The 18,470-nt window shown below is 29.4% G+C and carries 17 protein-coding genes; 9 read left to right on the plus strand and 8 right to left on the minus strand.

The window, feature by feature from the left end; translation table 11 throughout:
- The 3 genes from ABY298_RS08665 to ABY298_RS08675 form a co-directional block, all read left to right on the plus strand.
- Positions 1-1,104, plus strand: a 1,104-nt coding sequence (locus ABY298_RS08665; protein WP_372745629.1) for an Ig-like domain-containing protein, incomplete at its 5' end; no start/stop codon positions are given.
- 63 nt (positions 1,105-1,167) lie between these two features.
- Entirely contained in the window at positions 1,168-2,097 is a 930-nt protein-coding gene (locus ABY298_RS08670; protein ID WP_372745630.1) for a type IX secretion system membrane protein PorP/SprF, read from the plus strand.
- A 24-nt stretch (positions 2,098-2,121) separates the two neighbouring features.
- Entirely contained in the window at positions 2,122-3,711 is a 1,590-nt protein-coding gene (locus ABY298_RS08675; protein ID WP_372745631.1) for an OmpA family protein, read from the plus strand.
- A gap of 257 nt (positions 3,712-3,968) precedes the next feature.
- Here ABY298_RS08675 and gcvP read toward each other — a convergent pair whose 3' ends face one another.
- On the minus strand, positions 3,969-6,812 hold the full coding sequence (gcvP, locus tag ABY298_RS08680) for an aminomethyl-transferring glycine dehydrogenase (RefSeq protein WP_372745632.1): 2,844 nt from the start codon (positions 6,810-6,812) through the stop codon (positions 3,969-3,971).
- A gap of 131 nt (positions 6,813-6,943) precedes the next feature.
- Here gcvP and ABY298_RS08685 point away from each other — a divergent pair, with 131 nt between their 5' ends.
- Together ABY298_RS08685 and ABY298_RS08690 are read left to right on the plus strand one after the other, a co-directional pair.
- Positions 6,944-7,798 carry a hypothetical protein gene (locus ABY298_RS08685; RefSeq protein WP_372745633.1) on the plus strand — a complete coding sequence of 285 codons (855 nt, stop codon included), beginning with the start codon at positions 6,944-6,946 and terminating at the stop codon, positions 7,796-7,798.
- 13 nt (positions 7,799-7,811) lie between these two features.
- Entirely contained in the window at positions 7,812-8,621 is an 810-nt protein-coding gene (locus ABY298_RS08690; protein ID WP_372745634.1) for a class I SAM-dependent methyltransferase, read from the plus strand.
- 44 nt (positions 8,622-8,665) lie between these two features.
- Here the strand turns inward: ABY298_RS08690 and ABY298_RS08695 are convergent, their stop codons facing one another.
- Complete coding sequence (locus ABY298_RS08695) at positions 8,666-9,436, minus strand: zinc ribbon domain-containing protein (protein ID WP_372745635.1); 771 nt, start codon at positions 9,434-9,436, stop codon at positions 8,666-8,668.
- Positions 9,437-9,438: 2 nt separating this feature from the next.
- Entirely contained in the window at positions 9,439-10,533 is a 1,095-nt protein-coding gene (locus ABY298_RS08700) for a Nif3-like dinuclear metal center hexameric protein (RefSeq protein ID WP_372745637.1), read from the minus strand.
- Between the two features lie 98 nt (positions 10,534-10,631).
- Here ABY298_RS08700 and lpxK point away from each other — a divergent pair, with 98 nt between their 5' ends.
- Entirely contained in the window at positions 10,632-11,657 is a 1,026-nt protein-coding gene (lpxK, locus tag ABY298_RS08705) for a tetraacyldisaccharide 4'-kinase (RefSeq protein WP_372745638.1), read from the plus strand.
- On the plus strand, positions 11,629-12,441 hold the full coding sequence (locus ABY298_RS08710; protein ID WP_372745640.1) for a purine-nucleoside phosphorylase: 813 nt from the start codon (positions 11,629-11,631) through the stop codon (positions 12,439-12,441). The genes lpxK and ABY298_RS08710 overlap by 29 nt, the downstream gene beginning before the upstream one ends.
- 50 nt (positions 12,442-12,491) lie before the next feature.
- On the opposite strand, the gene ABY298_RS08715 is transcribed toward ABY298_RS08710, so the two are convergent.
- Genes ABY298_RS08715 through ABY298_RS08730 form a run of 4 tightly spaced genes read right to left on the minus strand, consistent with a single transcriptional unit; the run spans position 12,492 to position 16,060 of the window.
- Complete coding sequence (locus ABY298_RS08715; protein ID WP_372745641.1) at positions 12,492-13,385, minus strand: Ppx/GppA phosphatase family protein; 894 nt, start codon at positions 13,383-13,385, stop codon at positions 12,492-12,494.
- 28 nt (positions 13,386-13,413) lie between these two features.
- Positions 13,414-13,902 carry a histidine phosphatase family protein gene (locus tag ABY298_RS08720; protein WP_372745642.1) on the minus strand — a complete coding sequence of 163 codons (489 nt, stop codon included), beginning with the start codon at positions 13,900-13,902 and terminating at the stop codon, positions 13,414-13,416.
- Positions 13,903-13,932: 30 nt separating this feature from the next.
- Positions 13,933-14,580: a pyridoxamine 5'-phosphate oxidase gene (gene pdxH / locus ABY298_RS08725; RefSeq protein ID WP_372745643.1), complete on the minus strand. Its 648-nt coding sequence runs from the start codon at positions 14,578-14,580 to the stop codon at positions 13,933-13,935.
- Positions 14,581-14,590: 10 nt separating this feature from the next.
- A complete protein-coding gene (locus tag ABY298_RS08730) occupies positions 14,591-16,060 on the minus strand; it encodes a sodium:solute symporter (protein ID WP_372745644.1) in 1,470 nt (489 codons plus the stop codon).
- A 77-nt stretch (positions 16,061-16,137) separates the two neighbouring features.
- On the opposite strand from ABY298_RS08730, the gene recR reads away from it, so the two are divergent.
- Together recR and ABY298_RS08740 are read left to right on the plus strand one after the other, a co-directional pair.
- A complete protein-coding gene (gene recR, locus ABY298_RS08735) occupies positions 16,138-16,749 on the plus strand; it encodes a recombination mediator RecR (protein WP_372745645.1) in 612 nt (203 codons plus the stop codon).
- A 3-nt stretch (positions 16,750-16,752) separates the two neighbouring features.
- Positions 16,753-17,901 (plus strand): glycosyltransferase family 2 protein, encoded by a 1,149-nt coding sequence (locus tag ABY298_RS08740; protein WP_372745646.1) that lies wholly within the window; start codon positions 16,753-16,755, stop codon positions 17,899-17,901.
- Between the two features lie 2 nt (positions 17,902-17,903).
- Here ABY298_RS08740 and ABY298_RS08745 read toward each other — a convergent pair.
- A partial coding sequence (locus tag ABY298_RS08745) for an acetate--CoA ligase family protein (RefSeq protein ID WP_372745647.1) occupies positions 17,904-18,470 on the minus strand: 567 nt, incomplete at its 5' end.

Below are 18,470 nucleotides of genomic sequence, written 5' to 3' on the forward strand. Positions count from 1 at the left end.
GCAGTATTGGATAATGATTTATTTGATCCAGCATCGGATATTGAAGTGACAGGAGTAACAGATCCAGCAAATGGAACTGTAGTTATAAATACAGATGGAACAGTAACGTATACACCAGATCCAGATTTCAATGGAACAGATGCCTTTGAGTATACAGTAACGGTAACCAATCCAGATGGAAGTAGAACTACAGAAACAGCTACAGTAACTGTTACAGTAACACCAGTAGATGATGTAGTTGCTGATACTGCTGTAACTATTAACCAAGAGCCTGTAGATATTGAAGTGTTAGCAAATGATACCTTTGCACCAAATACCAATGTAACGGTTTCAGGAGTAACAGATCCAGCAAATGGTACTGTAGTTCTAAATACTGATGGAACAGTGACTTATGTAGCAAATGAAGGATTCTTTGGAGATGATACATTTAATTATACAGTGACGGTTGTAAATTCAGATAATACTACAACTACAGAAACTGCAACGGTAACAGTAACGGTTTACTTGACACCATTTGCAATTGATGACATTGTTGATACAGGAGCAAATGTTCCAGTAGAAATTGATGTTTTGGCGAATGATTATGATAATGATGGAACTCTTGATGTTAGTTCAGTTCAGATAGTTAGTACTCCAACAAATGGAACGGTAGTTGTAAATAGTGATGGAACAATAACATATACACCAAACTTTGATTTTATTGGCGAAGACCAATTCGAGTATCAAGTATGTGATAATGATGGTTTATGTGATACAGCTATAGTTGATATCGCAGTAATTGGAGTTTTATCAGCTGAATTAATAATTCCACAAGGATTTTCACCAAATGGAGATGGTGTTCATGATTTATTTGTAATAAAAGATTTAGTTAATTTATATCCAAATTTCCAACTTCAAATCTATAACAGATATGGAAATAAAGTGTATGATTACAAACACAATGGAAATCCATTAACTGAACCAATATGGTGGGATGGATATTCAAATGGAAGAATGACAATGAATAGTAATGATCAGGTTCCAGTAGGTACGTATTTCTATACCATTTATTTTAATAAGGATAACTTTAAGCCAAGATCAGGATACGTTTATTTGAACAGATAATAATATGTATATATTTAGGAGGGGACTAATCTAGTCCTCTCCATAATACTAAAAAACGAAATTATGAAAAGTGTAAAATTTCTTTTAAAATTGTTTGTTTTTGTGTTTTCAATAACAACAATGCATAGTCAGCAAGATGCACAATACACTCAATATATGTATAATATGCATATTTTGAATCCAGCGTATGCAGGATCAGAAGGAACACTAAATATAAGTGTTCTAGGTAGAAATCAGTGGGTTGGTATTGATGGAGCTCCAAAAACCTTAACAGCATCTATTAACGCACCAGTTGGGCGAAATGTAGGTTTAGGATTTTCGGTAATTGCTGATAAAATTGGACCTGTAAAGGAACAAAATGTATATGCGGATTTTTCTTATAATTTACAAGTTGGAGATTATTCAAATTTGGCATTTGGTATTAAAGGAGGATTTACTTTTTTAAATGCAGATTTGGTTGGTTTAGATTTGGGAGACAATGTATCGGATGATGCGTTTCTTGAAAATATAGACAGAACAATGGGGAATGTAGGTGTAGGATTATTTTATTATTCCGATAAATTTTATTTAGGAGCTTCTGTGCCTAACTTGTTAAAATCGTTACAATTTAAAAAGAAAAATGGTTATATCTATGATTATAAAGCTATTGAGGAATTACACTATTTTATAACTTCAGGTTATATTTTTGAAGTGTCCAATAACTTAAAGTTAAAACCATCTATAATGGCAAAAGCAGTAAATGGTGCGCCTTTATCTTTAGATTTTTCAGGAAATGCTTTAATAAATGAAAAACTAGAATTTGGATTGTCTTGGAGATTAGATGATTCCGTTAGTGCAATGTTTAATGTATTGGTATCGCCAAATACAAGAATTGGTTATGCTTATGATTACACGTTATCTAATTTGGGAGATTTTAATTCTGGATCACATGAAGTGTTTTTACTATTTAATATTAGTAATTCAAGAGCAGGTTTATCTCCTAGATTCTTTTAAACTAACATACTAAAAAATAAAATGATGAAAAAAGTTTTTATAGTCCTATTGTTCCTTGTTAGTTTTATGCAAAGTAAAGCTCAAAATGTGGAAGAAAGATATTTTATCAAAAATTTATCAATTAACAACTCGTACTCAAATTTTGGAACTTCTTTTTATGGAGAAGATAAATTGATTTTTGCAGCACCCACAAAACGAAGCTATATAATAAATAATTTGTGGACTACAAATAATCAACCTTTTTTAGATTTATATGAAGGAACCATTACAGAAAAAGGAGAATTAACAAAAGTTAAAAAGTTTTCAAGTAGTGTAAATACCAGGTTTCATGAAGCGGACGTTACTTTTACCAAAGATAAAAAAACAGTTTACTTTACCAGAAGTAATTATTTTGAAGGGAAATACGGAAAAGACACTTTAGGAATCAACAGATTAAAAATGTTTAAAGCCAAGGTAGGAGCCAATGATGAGTGGACAAATATAGAATCCTTACCTTTTAATGATGATAATTATTCAGTAGGTCACCCAACATTAAGCGAAGATGGTACAACGCTGTATTTTGTGTCGGATATGCCGGGCACATTAGGAAAAACAGATATATTTAAAGTAGCTGTAAATGCTGATGGATCTTATGGAGAGCCAATTAATTTAGGCCCTGATGTAAATACAATTGAAAGAGAAATGTTCCCTTATATTGATGGAAATGACGAATTGTATTTTTCTAGTGATGGAAGAGAAGGTTTAGGAATGCTAGATATTTATGTATGTAAATTAGTAGAAAACGGAGCATTACCAGCCATTCATTTAGGAGGTAATTTAAATAGTGAAAAAGACGATTTTGCATTTATCATTAATAAAGAAAAAAGAGAAGGTTATTTTTCATCTAATAGAGCCAAAGGAAAAGGAGATGACGATATTTATTATTTTAAAGAAGAGATTCCGTTGGTTATAGAATGTAATGAAAACATTAATGTAATTGTAAAAAATAAAAAAACTGGAGCAATATTACCTAATTCTAAAATTAGTATTTTCAGCAATAAAGAAGTAGTTGTTAGCAGTGAAGAAACAAATGAAAAAGGAGAGTATAAATTTAAAGCGGAATGCTTAACTAGTTATAAGATAGAGGCTAGTAGCAGATTCTTTGTGTCTAGCTCAAAAGTTTTTGAAACCACAAATAGCAATAATTTAGATAACGAGGTCGTTATAGAATTAGCGCCAGATGAATTTTTAGTGGTGAGAGATAAAGTTATGATTAATATAAACACTATTTATTTTGATTATGATAAATCTAATATTAGGCCAGATGCAGCTTTAGAGCTTGATAAAGTGATTAACATTATGAAAAAGTATCCTGAATTAATTGTAGAGTCAGGATCGCATACAGATTCAAGAGGTCCAGATGCTTATAATGAAAAATTATCAAGTAGACGAGCTATATCTACAGTAAATTATATTTTATCAAAAGGAATAGATGCTTCAAGAATATCTGGGAAAGGTTATGGAGAAACTCAATTAACAAATAAATGTTCAAATGGAATTAGATGTTCAGAAGAAGATCATCAATTAAACAGAAGAACAGAATTTGTAATTGTAAACCCAGAAGTAATAAAATAACACTAAAAACAAGAGTAAAATTTAACAGTTAAAATAGGAAAATTAAAGTATATACTACAGTTGTGGGGACGACGAATTCTTTAATTTATTTTAACTGTTAGTTTTCTGTATAGTACCTTGTGTAAAAGTGCTAAAAATAATATACTACGTTGTGGGGACGACAAATATTATTGCTTTTGCAGAAAATTATATAGAAAAGAAAAGCCTCGGGATATTATATCTCGAGGCTTTTTAATTTGGGTTAATTTTATATAATATTACATGTAATCTTCAATAGGATTACAAGAACAAATTAAATTTCTGTCACCATAAGCATCATCAACTCTTCTCACTGAAGGCCAAAATTTATTTTCTTTAATATATGGTAAAGGAAAAGCTGCTTTTTCTCTAGAATATGGGAACAACCAAGTATCTGACGTTAACATTTCTTGAGTGTGTGGTGCATTTTTTAAAGGAGAATTAGTATCACCTTCTTCCATAGTATCAATTTCATTTTTAATACTAATTAGAGCATCACAAAAACGATCTAATTCAATTTTGTTTTCACTTTCAGTAGGTTCAATCATTAAAGTTCCAGCTACTGGAAATGATACTGTTGGAGCATGGTAGCCATAATCCATTAGTCGTTTAGCAACATCTGTAACTTCAATTCCTTTTGCTTTAAATGCTCTAAAATCTACAATCATTTCGTGCGCAGCAAAACCATTTTCTCCGGCATATAAAATTTTATAATGTTTTTCTAGTTTTGCCTTTAAATAATTAGCGTTTAAAATAGCATAAATAGTAGCTTCTTTTAATCCGTTTGTTCCAAGCATTTTAATATAACTGTAAGAAATAAGTAGCACTAAGGCAGAACCCCAAGGAGCAGATGAAACTGCTGTAATTGGACTTTCTCCTCCGGTTGGAATAATAGGGTTTGACGGTAAAAATGGAGCTAAATGTTTTGCAACACAAATTGGACCAACACCAGGGCCACCACCACCATGTGGAATTGCAAAAGTTTTATGTAAGTTTAAATGGCAAACATCTGCACCAATGGTAGCTGGGTTTGTAAGCCCAACCTGTGCATTCATATTTGCACCATCCATATAAACTTGACCTCCACGTTGGTGAATAATTTCGGTAATTTCTTTAATTGTGCTTTCAAAAACTCCGTGAGTTGATGGATATGTTACCATTAAACAGGCTAAATTGTCTTTATGTAATTCAGCTTTTTCACGTAAATCTTCAACATCAATATTTCCTTCGGCTGTAGATTTTGTAACAATAACTTCCATACCAGCCATAACAGCAGATGCCGGATTTGTTCCGTGAGCAGAAGCAGGAATTAAACAAATATTTCTGTGGTGATTATTTTGAGAATCATGATATGCTTTAATTACCATTAATCCAGCATATTCACCTTGTGCTCCAGAATTTGGCTGTAATGATGTGGCATAAAATCCGGTAATTTCATTTAAAGCTGTTTCTAATCCTTTAAAAACTTCATGATAACCTTGTGCTTGTTCAATAGGAACAAAAGGATGCATTACTCCCCAATTTGGCCAACTTAGTGGTAGCATTTCTGTAGCTGCATTAAGTTTCATTGTACAAGATCCTAATGAAATCATAGAATGATTTAATGATAAGTCTTTTCTTTCTAATTTTTTAATATAACGCATCATTTCAGTTTCTGAATGGTAATTTTCAAAAACTTCATTGGTCATAAATTTAGTAGTTCTTTTTGAACTAGTAGGAATGTTATTTTCTATAATTTCATTAAAAACAACTGTTTTTTTTCCTTCACTTGTTGCTAAAATTTCTAAAATTGTATTTATATCGTCTAAACTACTAGTTTCATTTATTGATATATTAACTAAAGTATTTGATGGGTAATAAAAATTAACGCATTTGCTTTCTGCTATTTGTTTTACTTTTTTAGCATCAGAAACTTCAATACTTAAGGTGTCAAAATATACACAGTTTAGTTGTTTTATATTTAATTGTTGTAATCCACTGTTTAATGTTGCTGTTAAATTTTGAATTTTATTTGCAATAAAAGTCAGTCCTTTTGGTCCGTGAAAAACACCGTACATACCAGCCATAACAGCCAATAAAACTTGAGCAGTACAAATATTGGAAGTTGCTTTTTCACGTTTAATATGTTGTTCACGTGTTTGCAAAGCCATACGCAGAGCACGGTTTCCATCTTTATCTACAGTAACTCCAATTATTCTTCCAGGAATGGTTCTTTTATATTCATCTTTTGTAGCAAAATACGCAGCATGTGGTCCGCCATAACCCATTGGAATTCCAAAACGTTGTGTGGTTCCAACAACAACATCAGCACCCCATTCTCCAGGAGGAGTTAATATAGCTAAGCTTAGTAAATCTGCAGCAACTGCAATTTTAGCTTCAACATTTTTTGCTTTTTCTACAAAATTTGTATAGTCAAAAACTTGTCCGTTTTTTGCAGGATATTGTAGAATTGCACCATAAACATTTTCTGTAAATTGAAAAGTATCGTGATTTCCAAAAATTAATTCAATACCTAAAGGAAATGATCTTGTTTTTAAAACATCAATAGTTTGGGGTAATACTTCATCAGACACAAAAAACTGAACAGCATTTATCTTTTTTTGTTCTCTTGTTCTGTTGTTAAATAACATTATCATAGCTTCGGCCGCAGCGGTTCCTTCATCTAATAAAGATGCATTTGCTATTTCCATTCCGGTAAGTTCAGAAACCATTGTTTGGTAGTTTAGTAATGCCTCTAAACGTCCTTGAGCAATTTCCGCCTGATAAGGAGTATAAGCAGTGTACCATCCTGGATTTTCTAAAATATTACGCTGAATTACTCCAGGTACAATTGTTGGATGATATCCTAAACCAATATAATTTTTAAATAATTTATTTTTATTTGAAAGTTCTTGAATATGATATATATACTCATACTCACTCATTGCTTTTGGTAAATTTAAATTGTTTTTTAATCTGATATCTGAAGGAATTGTTTTGTCTATTAATTCCTCTATTGAAGAAACTCCAATAGTTTTAATCATTTCATTTACTTCATTTTTACGAGGACCTAGGTGTCTTAAAACGAATGAATCTGTTTTCATTTTTTGTATTTAGAGTATGTTATTTAACGCACACAAAAATACTTAAATTTAAAGTATGAAATAGTTATCAAAAACACATTTTATAATATTTTGTTAACCAAAAAATTGAGTATATTAACAAAATTATACATTTGAAGGTGCAATTTTTAAAAAAAATAGTTAATTTTTATATTTTTAGCAATATTCATGTTGCTTTAGCAGGTTATTGTATTACAAAAATAACAGTGTTAAAATATGGAATTCAACAAAGCTATGTGCCCTTTTTTGTGGCGGTATCTATAATAATTTCATATAGTTTTATTCGATTTATTGAACTGAAATCTAACAAATTAAATTGGTTGAAAGATTGGTTTTATTACAACATAAAATCAATTTTAATTTTATGTGTAACATGCGGCGTATTACTTTTATTTATAGTTTTTTTTACAGGATTTAATAGGAATTCGCTTTTAACTTTGTTTCCATTTGCATTAATGACCTTTTTTTATGTAATTCCTATTTTTAAAATTAAAAACTTAGAATTTTCATTTAGAAATTTTCCGGCTGTTAAAATATTTAGTATTGCATTTGCTTGGGCAGGAATTACGGTTCTTTTTCCGCTAAATGAAGCTAATGTAAATTTTTCTTTTGATGTTTTTTTAGATTTTATTCAACGGTTTGCATTGCTAATTGTAATTACATTACCTTTTGATATAAGAGACTTAAAATCTGATCCTGAAAATTTAAAAACGTTACCACAGGTTTTAGGAGTTAAGGCTTCAAAATTTATAGGTGTATTTTTGTTGGTTTTTACCGTTGGTTTGGAGTTTTTAAAGAATGTTTTTGTGGAAAATAATTTAATAGAATTGCTTATTATTTCGTTTATTATTGGGCTTTTTTTATGGTTTTCTTCAGAAAAAAAATCGAGATATTATACTAGTTTTTGGGTAGAATCTATACCTGTTTATTGGTTAATTTTAGTAGTTTATTTTTTAGATAATTTTTAATGAAATAGTAATTATGAAAAGTGATTTTAAAAAATATTTTGATGTAAATAAAGATACTTGGAACAAAAAAGTGAGTATTCATGTAGCTTCAGAATTTTATAATGTTGATGCTTTTTTAAAAGGAAAATCATCTTTAAATGCATATGAATTAAATGAAATTGGAGATGTAAAAGGAAAATCTTTATTGCATTTACAATGTCATTTTGGTCAGGATACGCTTAGTTTTGCTAGGTTAGGTGCAACTTGTACAGGAATTGACTTGTCTAACAAAGGAATTAAAAAAGCAAAAGAATTAAATGCTAATTTAGGGTTAGATGTAACATTTATAGAAAGTAATGTATACGATGTTCCTAAAAATGTGAAGGGTAAATTTGATATTGTTTTCGCATCATATGGTGTTGTAGGTTGGCTGCCCGATTTAAATACTTGGGGACAAATAATTGCAAGTAAATTAAAAAAAGGTGGGTTTTTCTATTTAATTGAATTTCACCCAATAGCCTGGATGTTTAGTTATTTAGAATCTCCTCCAAAAATGATATATCCATATAAATCAAGTGAAGTTATTTATGAAGAATATAACGGAACATACACAAATAACGATGCTGATATTGTAAGTAAAGAATATGGTTGGAATCATGGTTTGGGTGAAGTTGTTTCTGCACTTTCAAATGCTGGATTGCATATTGAGTTTTTACATGAATTTGAGAAATCTCCATACAATAGTTTTCCAGAAATGGATAAAACAGCAGATGGAATGTTTGTTTTAAAAGAAAACCAACGGCTATTTCCGTTGTTATATTCTATTAAGGCAACTAAAAAATAAAAAAAAAGGCTTCCAAATTTTTGGAAGCCTTTTACTTTTTTATATTAACTTAATAATCTTTCAATTTTTTCTCTTTCTTCTTCAGCTAAAGCGCCATCAACTAAAATTCTACCACTGTGCTCATCTGTAATAATTTTTTTACGACTAGCAATTTCAACTTGTCTTTGTGGTGGAATTGTAAAAAATGAACCTCCAGAAGCACCTCTTTCAATTGAAACAACAGCTAAACCATTTTTTACAGTAGTTCTAATTCTTTTGTACGCATTTAATAAATGATCGTCAATCAGTTCACTGTATTCTAAAGATTTCTCAACTAATAAAGTTTCTTCTTTTGCAGTATCGCCCATAATATCATTAAGTTCGGCTTTTTTATGCTGCAATAATTCTTCTTGTTTAGCAATGTTTTCTTTTGTAGCTGCAATTAATTCATTTTTTTGCTCAATTTTTACTTTGAACTCTTTAATTCTTTTTTCAGCTAATTCAATTTCAAGCTCTTGGTATTCAGTTTCTTTACTTAAAGAGTTAAATTCTCTGTTATTTCTAACATTCTTTTGTTGTTCTGAATATTTTTTAACTAAAGCCTTCGCGTCTTCAATTACAACTTTTTTTGCTGCAATGTCATTTTTTAAACTTACTACACCTTCATCTAAATTAGCAAGCCTTTTATTTAAACCAACAATTTCGTCTTCTAAATCTTCAATTTCTAAAGGTAGTTCGCCTCTTACACTTTTAATTTCATCAATTCTAGAATCGATTAATTGTAAATCATAAAGTGCTCTTAATTTTTCTTCAACTGTAACTTCTTTTTTAGACATGTTTATAAGTAATAAATTGGATTTGTGTTTTTTTCTGATAAAATGATTGCAAAATTAGGAAATTTTTTTGTAAGTATATCAACTAAAAGGTTTTTTGTGAATTGTTCACTTTCATAATGTCCAATATCTGCAATAATAAGTGTGTCTTCTGCTTTGTAAAACTCATGATATTTAATATCAGAAGTAATATAAATATCTGCACCAGAATTTTTAGCATTTTCAATAGCAAAACTACCCGAACCACCTAATACAGCTACTTTTTTTACAGGTTTTTCTAATAGTTTAGAATGCCTAATTCCGTTAGAATTCATAGTTTTTTGAACGAATTTTAAAAAATCAATAGCGTTCATTTCTGTTTCTAAATCTCCAACCATTCCAAGTCCTATTTCTTGATTTGTATTTTCAATAGAAACAATATCATACGCTACTTCTTCATACATATGTGCATTAAACAACGCTTTTAAAATACTTTTTTCTTTATGTTTTTCAAAAATTACACTAATAAATGTTTCATTTTCAGCATGAAGTGTTCCTTTTTCGCCAATTACTGGGTTTGAGTTTTCATTCCCTTTATAAGTTCCAAAGCCATTGGTGTTAAAGCTGCAATTTTCATAATTACCAATCATTCCAGCACCAGCATTAAATAATGCATTTCTAACTTTATCTGCATTAGAAATAGGTGCGTAGGTTGTTAATTTTTTGATAGTGTTTTTTTGAGGAATTAATATTTTTGGATTTTTAATTCCTAAAACTTCACAAATTTTAGCGTTTACTCCAATGTTAGAATTGTCTAAAGCAGTATGCATTGCATAAATGGCAATATCGTTTTTTATAGCTTTTAAAACTGCCTTTTCAACATAATTTTTACCATTAATTTTTTTTAAACCGCTAAAAATAATTGGATGAAAACTAACTATTAAATTACATTTTTTTTCAATGGCTTCATCAATAATAGTTTCTAAAGTATCTAACGTAGCTAAAACGCCCGTTACATTTGTATTGTAATCACCAATTAATAAGCCAACATTATCAAAATCTTCGGCATAATTTAAGGGAGCAATTTCCTCAATACAATTGGTTATATCTCTTATTTTCATTGTTAAAATTGGTTGGTAAATACAAATATAATTTATAGTGAATAAAGTTAAAGTATAATTTTGTAAAAGTTATAAATTGTTTTGTAATTTCGCCCTCGATGAAATTTTTAAGAAACCTTTTATATCCCTTCTCATTATTGTACGGATTAATTACGAGTGTACGTAATTATTTGTACGAAAATGGAGTTTTAGAAACAAATAGGTTTGATACGCCAACCATTGTTGTGGGTAATTTAAGTGTTGGAGGTACTGGTAAAACACCGCAAATTGAGTATTTAATTAGGCTTTTAAAAGATAATTTTAAAGTAGCTGTTTTAAGCAGAGGCTATAAAAGAAAAAGTGAAGGTTTTGTTTTAGCAGATAAAACTTCTACCGCCGAAATTATTGGAGATGAGCCGTTTCAATATTTCAAGAAATTTGAAAATATACTTGTATGTGTTGATGCCGATAGAACCAACGCAATTGAAGAATTAGAGCATTTAACTAAAGCGCCAGAAGTAATTTTATTAGATGATGCTTTTCAGCACAGAAAAGTAAAAGGAGGTTTAAATATTTTACTTACATCATATAATAATTTATATGTAAATGATACTATGTTGCCAACCGGAAATTTACGAGAAAGTAAAAAAGGAGCAAAAAGAGCGCAAGTAATTATTGTAACAAAATGTCCTGTTGATTTAACTGAAAAGGAGCAGAGTAGGATTACTAAAAAGTTGCGACCAACCATTTATCAAAAGGTGTTTTTTACAACTATTGATTATTGTTTTGAATTGAAAGGAGCAAATTCCATTACTTTGGATGAAATTAAAACTAAAGAACTAATTTTAATAACTGGAATTGCAAACCCAATACCATTAACCACTTATTTGAGTGATAATGGGTTAAAATTTAAACATTTAAAATTTAAAGATCATCATAATTTTAGCGCTAAAGATATTGCTGAAATAAAGAAATTACAAACAAATAATACCATCCTTTTAACAACAGAGAAAGATTATGTTCGTATCTTTGATAAATTGGAGAATTTGTATTATTTACCAATAGAAACCAAATTTATAAATCGTAAGGACGATTTTGATATTATTATAAAGAAATATGTGGGACAAAGTTCAAGAAACAGTTAAATTCTTAAAAGATAAAGGAATTACAAAACCTGATTACGGAATTATTTTAGGTACCGGATTAGGAAATTTAGTAGATAAAATTACCATTGAAATTAAAATACCATACGGAGAAATACCAAATTTTCCAGTTTCAACAGTACAAGGTCATTCAGGTGAATTGATTTTTGGAACAATTGGAACCAAAAAAGTGGTAGCAATGAAAGGTCGTTTTCATTTTTATGAAGGATGGACTATGGAGCAAACAGTTTTTCCAGTGAGAGTAATGAAATTTTTAGGTGTAGATAATTTAATTGTTTCAAATGCTTCTGGAGGTGTTAATCCAGCTTTTAAAGTTGGTGATATAATGTTAATTACAGATCATATTAACTTTATGCCAGAACATCCGTTACGTGGTAAAAATGATGAGCGTTTTGGACCTCGTTTTGTAGATATGCACGAAGCTTATAGCAAAAAAATGATTGCTAAAATGGAAGGTATTGCCGAGAAATTAAATATTTCAGTTCAAAAGGGTATTTATTTAGCCTTGCAAGGACCAACTTTTGAAACACCAGCAGAATATAAAATGGTAAAAATATTAGGAGCAGATGCTGTTGGAATGTCAACAGTGCCAGAAGTTATTGTTGCCAAACATATGGGGATGACTTGCTTTGGACTTTCAGTTATTACCGATTTAGGTGTTGAAGGAATTGTTGAAGCTGTATCGCATGAAGAAGTTCAAAAAGCTGCAAAAGGTTCTGAAAAAAACATAGGAAACTTAGTTGAAGAGTTTATTAAAACCGTTTAAGATTAAACTATTATAATGTAAAAACACCCACTAATAGTGGGTGTTTTTATTTAAATTTTTCCGTAATACATACTTTTTACAATACCATCAGCTAAACCAATTTTAGGCACGTAAATACTTTTTGCACCACTCCATTCCATTGCCGATAAATATATTTTTGTTGCTGGTATAATAACATCGGCTCTATCTGGATTTAATCCTAATTCAGTTATTCTATCTTCATAACTCATAGATTTTAAAAATTGATATTGAGCTGTAATATATATTAATGAAAGTGGTTCACCTTCTTTTTTACCAGAAAGTTTAAATATTTTATTAATGTTTCCTCCAGAACCAATTAAGGTTGGCCTTTTTAAATGTTGTGTATTTTCTTTTAACCAAATTTCTATATTTTCCCAAACATTTTTAAAGGATGTTTTTTTATTTAATAAACGTACAGTACCTATTTTAAAAGATTTTGAATTCACAATTTTTCCTTTCGAAAAAATAGTAATTTCTGTACTACCACCACCAACATCAACATAAATATAACTTCTATCAACTCTAATTATTTTTGATAAATCTGTAGAAAAAATAATGGCAGCTTCTTTTTTACCATCAATTAAATCTATTTTTACGTTTGTTTTTTCAAAAATTTCTTCAGTAACTGCAATACCATTTTTAGCTTCTCTCATTGCCGAAGTTGCACAGGCTTTATATTTTTGAACACCATGAACTTCCATTAACAGTTTAAAAGCCTCCATTGCTTTTATCATTCTGTTTTTACTTTCTTCAGAAATATTTTTTTGATTAAAAGTATCTGCGCCTAAACGAATTGGAACCCTTACTAATGCCGATTTTGTAAAACTAGGTTCTTTACCTTCTCTTTCTGTAATTACGTTGGCAACTAACAACCTAATTGCGTTGGAACCTATATCAATAGCAGCAAGTTTCTCTATTTTCATTTGTTATTTTTTTCTAGAAGCTTTATTTTTATTTATAATGTTTTGGAAATTCTGTTATAAAAGTGTTTCCATCTTTAATATCTTTCCAATGGTTTGTGTTAAATTTAATACCTACAACACCACAAGTTGGAACGTGATCTAATTGTTCGCTACCAAATTTATTTACAAAATCACTTATTCCGTGATCGTGGCTAAAAATTATTGCAGAATCAAACCCATCGTCTAAGGCTTTTACCGTTTTTATTAAATAGCCGTCGCTAAAACTATATAATGATTTACTAATTTTTAAGTTAGTAAGCGGATAGTTAAATGTATAACTAAAAATCATTGCTGTATGTAAAGCTCTATTTGCACAGCTAGATACAAATACATCTGGGCAAGGTACTTTTTTGTTTAAAACGCTAGAAATTAAGTATGCATTGTTAATTCCTCTTTTGTTTAATGGTCTGTCAATATCTTTAATTCCTTCGTATTCCCAGGAAGATTTTGCGTGCCTAACAATGTAAAGTGTTTTCATTTAATGTTGGTTAGTGTTCAAATATAAAAATTATGGAGCTAAACGCTCAATTTTCCAATCAAAATTTTCTTGTAATGTATATCGTATTCTATCGTGCATTCTATTTGCACGTCCTTGCCAAAATTCTATACTAATTGGTTTAACTATGTAACCGCCCCAATAATTTGGACGTGTTATTTCTTTATTTTCAAATTGTTTTTCAAAGGATGATAAACGGTCATCTAAATATTTTCTTGAAGGAACAACTTCACTTTGGTCAGATGCCCAAGCGCCTAATTTGCTTCCGTCGGGTCTAGATTCAAAGTAACCATCAGATAAGTTTTCTGGAATTTTCTCAGCAACTCCTTTTATAATTATTTGACGTTCAATATTGTGCCATAAAAAAGAAAGGCAAACATTTGGGTTTTCTTCAATAGCTTTGCCTTTTTCGCTGTTGTAGTTTGTGTAAAAAATAAAGCCTTCCCAAGTATATTTTTTTAATAAAACAGCTCTGCTTTTTGGAAATCCATCTTTTCCAATAGTGGCAATTGTCATAGCGTTAGATTCTACATCGCCACCAAATTCTTCAACTTCGTAAAACCATTTTTGAAACATTTCCATTGGATTGTCTGAGACTTCTTTTATAGAAAGTTCTTTTTTTACGTAATTTCTTCTATAATTGCTTAAATCTTTTTCCATTCAAAAAAAACTAATTTGAGATTGATTTGTCTTTAATAATATATAACCCCGCAAAGGTAATCATTCCGTTTACAATTAAAAGCTCATATCCAAATTGGTAACCGTTTAATAATGTAACAGAGGTTGTGTCTAGCACATAGCTTAATGCCACCGAAATAATTGCAATAAGCCATACATATTTATCTTTAATAGTTAGTTTTGTAAATATTCCAAAGGCAAATAGACCCAATAATGGACCGTAAGTGTACGATGCAACTTGTAATAAACTGCTAATAACATTTTCTTTTAAAACGTATTTAAAAATAATAATTACTATAATTAGTAATATTGAAATTGCAATATGAGTTCTTTTTCTAATAGCTCTTTGTTTGGATTCTTCTCTTTTTTTAATGTCTAAAAAATCTATACAATAAGATGTTGTTAGCGATGTTAAAGCACTATCTGCACTAGAATATGCAGCAGCAATTAATCCTAAAATAAAAATAATTCCAATAGAGAAACTTAACTCACCTTTTAATGCAATTTCAGGAAAAAGTAAATCGGTTTTAGGATTTCCTTCAACCATTGGTATTTGAATTCCAAATTTTTCGGCATAAATAAATAGTAGCGCACCCAAAGTTAGAAATATAAAATTTACTACAATAAGTATTGCGCCTAATGAAATTACGTTTAGCTGCGCTTCTTTGGTGTTTTTACAAGTTAGGTTTTTTTGCATCATATCTTGGTCTAAGCCTGTCATGGCAATGGCAATAAACATACCTCCCAAAAATGATTTTAAGAAATGTTTTTTACCGTTAAAATCATCTGTAAAAAATATTTTATTGTAAGTGTCAAATTCAGGAGCAGTAAAAATATCAGCAACAGATAAATCTAATCTGTTTAAAATAATGTAAATGGTTGAAAAAACGGCAAATAATAAAAAAGCTGTTTGCAATGTATCTGTCCAAACAATAGTTTTAATTCCACCTTTAAAAGTGTAAATCCAAATTAATAAAATTGAAAATATTACGGTAATTTCAAACGGAACATTCCAAGCATCAAAAATAAAATATTGCATTACAGATGCAACCAAAAATAAACGAAATGCCGAACCTAAAACTCTAGAAATAAAGAAGAAAACAAACCCTGTTTTGTGAGATGTTGGTCCAAAACGGTGTTTTAAATATTCATAAATAGATGTAACTTGTAAATTGTAATAAATAGGAATTAAAACATAGGCAATTACTAAGTAACCAACCATATAACCTAAAACAACTTGCATATAGCTAAATTGTGAGCTTTGTACCCAACCAGGAACTGAAATAAATGTAACGCCAGATAATGATGCGCCAATCATACCAAAAGCAACAATATACCAAGGCGATTTTTTGTTGGCGCTAAAAAAAGTATCATTTGTGTCGTTTTTTCCTGTGAAATAGGCAATTAATAAGAGTATGCAAAAATAAACTGCAATTAGCGAAAGTAAATATATTGGTTGCATTAATTTGATTTAAAATATTGAATAACAAAGAAACTAAAATTATTGAGAATATCGATTGCTAATTGTACATTTGCGAAATGAATTTTTCATCCAAACTTTTGGAAAATGCAGTAAATGAAGTGGCGCAATTACCTGGAATAGGTAAAAGAACGGCGCTTCGTTTGGTTTTGCATTTATTAAAACAACCTAAGGAGCACACACATAATTTGGCAAATGCTTTAAGTAATTTGGTGGATAACATTAAGTTATGTGAAAAATGTCATAATATTTCTGATGTAGCTATTTGCGAAATTTGCGCAAACTCATCGAGAAATGCCGAAATAATTTGTGTTGTTGAAGATGTTAGAGATGTGATGGCGATTGAAAACACCTCACAATTTAAAGGATTATATCACGTATTAGGTGGTAAAATTTCTCCAATTGAAGGAATTGGTCCGCAAAATTTAAAAATTGAAAGTTTAATAGATAAAGTAAAACAAGGCACTATAAAAGAGGTAATTTTTGCTTTAAGTTCCACTATTGAAGGTGATACTACTAACTTTTACATTTTTAAACAATTAGAAAAATTAAATGTTAAAACATCTACAATTGCCAGAGGAATTGCTGTTGGAGATGAATTACAATATGCAGATGAAATTACGTTAGGAAGAAGTATTTTAAACCGAATTCCTTTTGATAACTCATTTTAATTTATGGATATTTCTGTAGTAATTGTAAATTATAATGTTCGTTATTTTATAGAACAATGCATTTTAAGCGTTTTAGATGCTTCTAAAAATTTAAACGTAGAAATAATTGTAGTTGATAATAATTCTACCGATGATAGTTGCTCCATACTACAAGAAAATTATCCAAATGTTCATCTTATAATTAATAGAGAAAATGTTGGTTTTTCTAAGGCAAACAATCAAGGTGTTGCAATTTCCAAAGGTAAATATGTGTTAATTTTAAATCCGGATACAGTTGTTGCTGAGGATACGTTAGATTTAATTTTTTCTTTTGCCGAAAAGAAACATAATTTAGGGAGTTTAGGTGTAAAGTTAATTGATGGTTCTGGTAAGTTTTTACCAGAAAGTAAACGTGGAATTCCTACTCCAATGGTTTCGTTCAATAAATTATTTGGTATATCATCCACTCAAACGGGTAAATATTACGCTACACATTTACAAGAAAATGAAAATGGAGTAGTAGATGTGTTGGTTGGAGCATTTATGTTTTTAAAAAAAGAAGTTTATACTGAAGTAAATGGTTTTGATGAAGACTATTTTATGTATGGAGAAGATATAGATTTAAGTTATAAAATTTTAAATAAAGGCTACCAAAACTATTATTTTTCAGCTACAAAAGTGATTCATTACAAAGGAGAATCAACCAAAAAAGATATTATTTATTTAAAATATTTTCATAATGCAATGAAAATATTTTATAATAAACATTTTAAATTAAATAAAATTTACGATTTTTTAATGAGTATTGGAATTGAGTTTTGGTTTTTATTAAAATACTTTAAATTTAAGAATGTAAAAGAACAAAAACACGATATTTTAAATGTGTTGTATTTTGGAGATAACGAATTAATTATAAAACATTTAAACAAAAAATATTTGGTTTTAAATGAAGATTTAATTGGTGATATTAAAACAATTAAAAACCTTATTAAAACCAATGAAATTGATACCATTGTTTTTGATAATTCTTTGTTTACAAACAAACAAATAATTGAACATTTTGAGTTGTTAAAAGATGAAAATGTTTTATATAAAATTCACCCAAAAACTACTAACTTTATAATTGGAAGTACCTGTTCTGTTTATAGAGGTAGCGTTGAAATTATTGGGTAATTTCACTTTTTTTCAATTCGTATTCTAGCATCAACAGCAAATATTTCTTTTGAATTTCCTAACAGCGGATTTAAATCTAATTCCATAATTTCAGGAGCAATAGTTACTAAATTAGAAACTTTTGTAATTATTTCTGCAAACTCATTTTTATTTATACCTTCCTGATTTCTAACTCCTTGAATAATTTTATACGATTTTAAATTTTGAATCATTTCTATAGCTTCACTTTTTGAAACTGGAGCTAAACAAGTTTGAATATCTTTTAAAACTTCAATAAAAATCCCACCCAATCCGCACAAAACTAAATGTCCAAAATCGCCTTCTTTTTTTGCGCCAATAAATAATTCAGTGCCTTTTTTCATTGGTTGTAATAAAACAGAAGTTGCACCTTCAATTTTTATGATAGTATCAAATGATGTTATTAATTCCTCTTCCGAAGTAATATTTAAAATAATGCCACCAACATCACTTTTATGTATTGGTCCAACAATTTTCATTACTACCGGAAATTGAAGTTGTTTTATTGCTGAAATACATTCAGATTTAGTTTTGCAAATTATTTCATTTAC

Origin of the sequence: Lutibacter sp., from assembly GCF_041596795.1 — a bacterium.
Classification (GTDB): Bacteria; Bacteroidota; Bacteroidia; order Flavobacteriales; family Flavobacteriaceae; genus Lutibacter.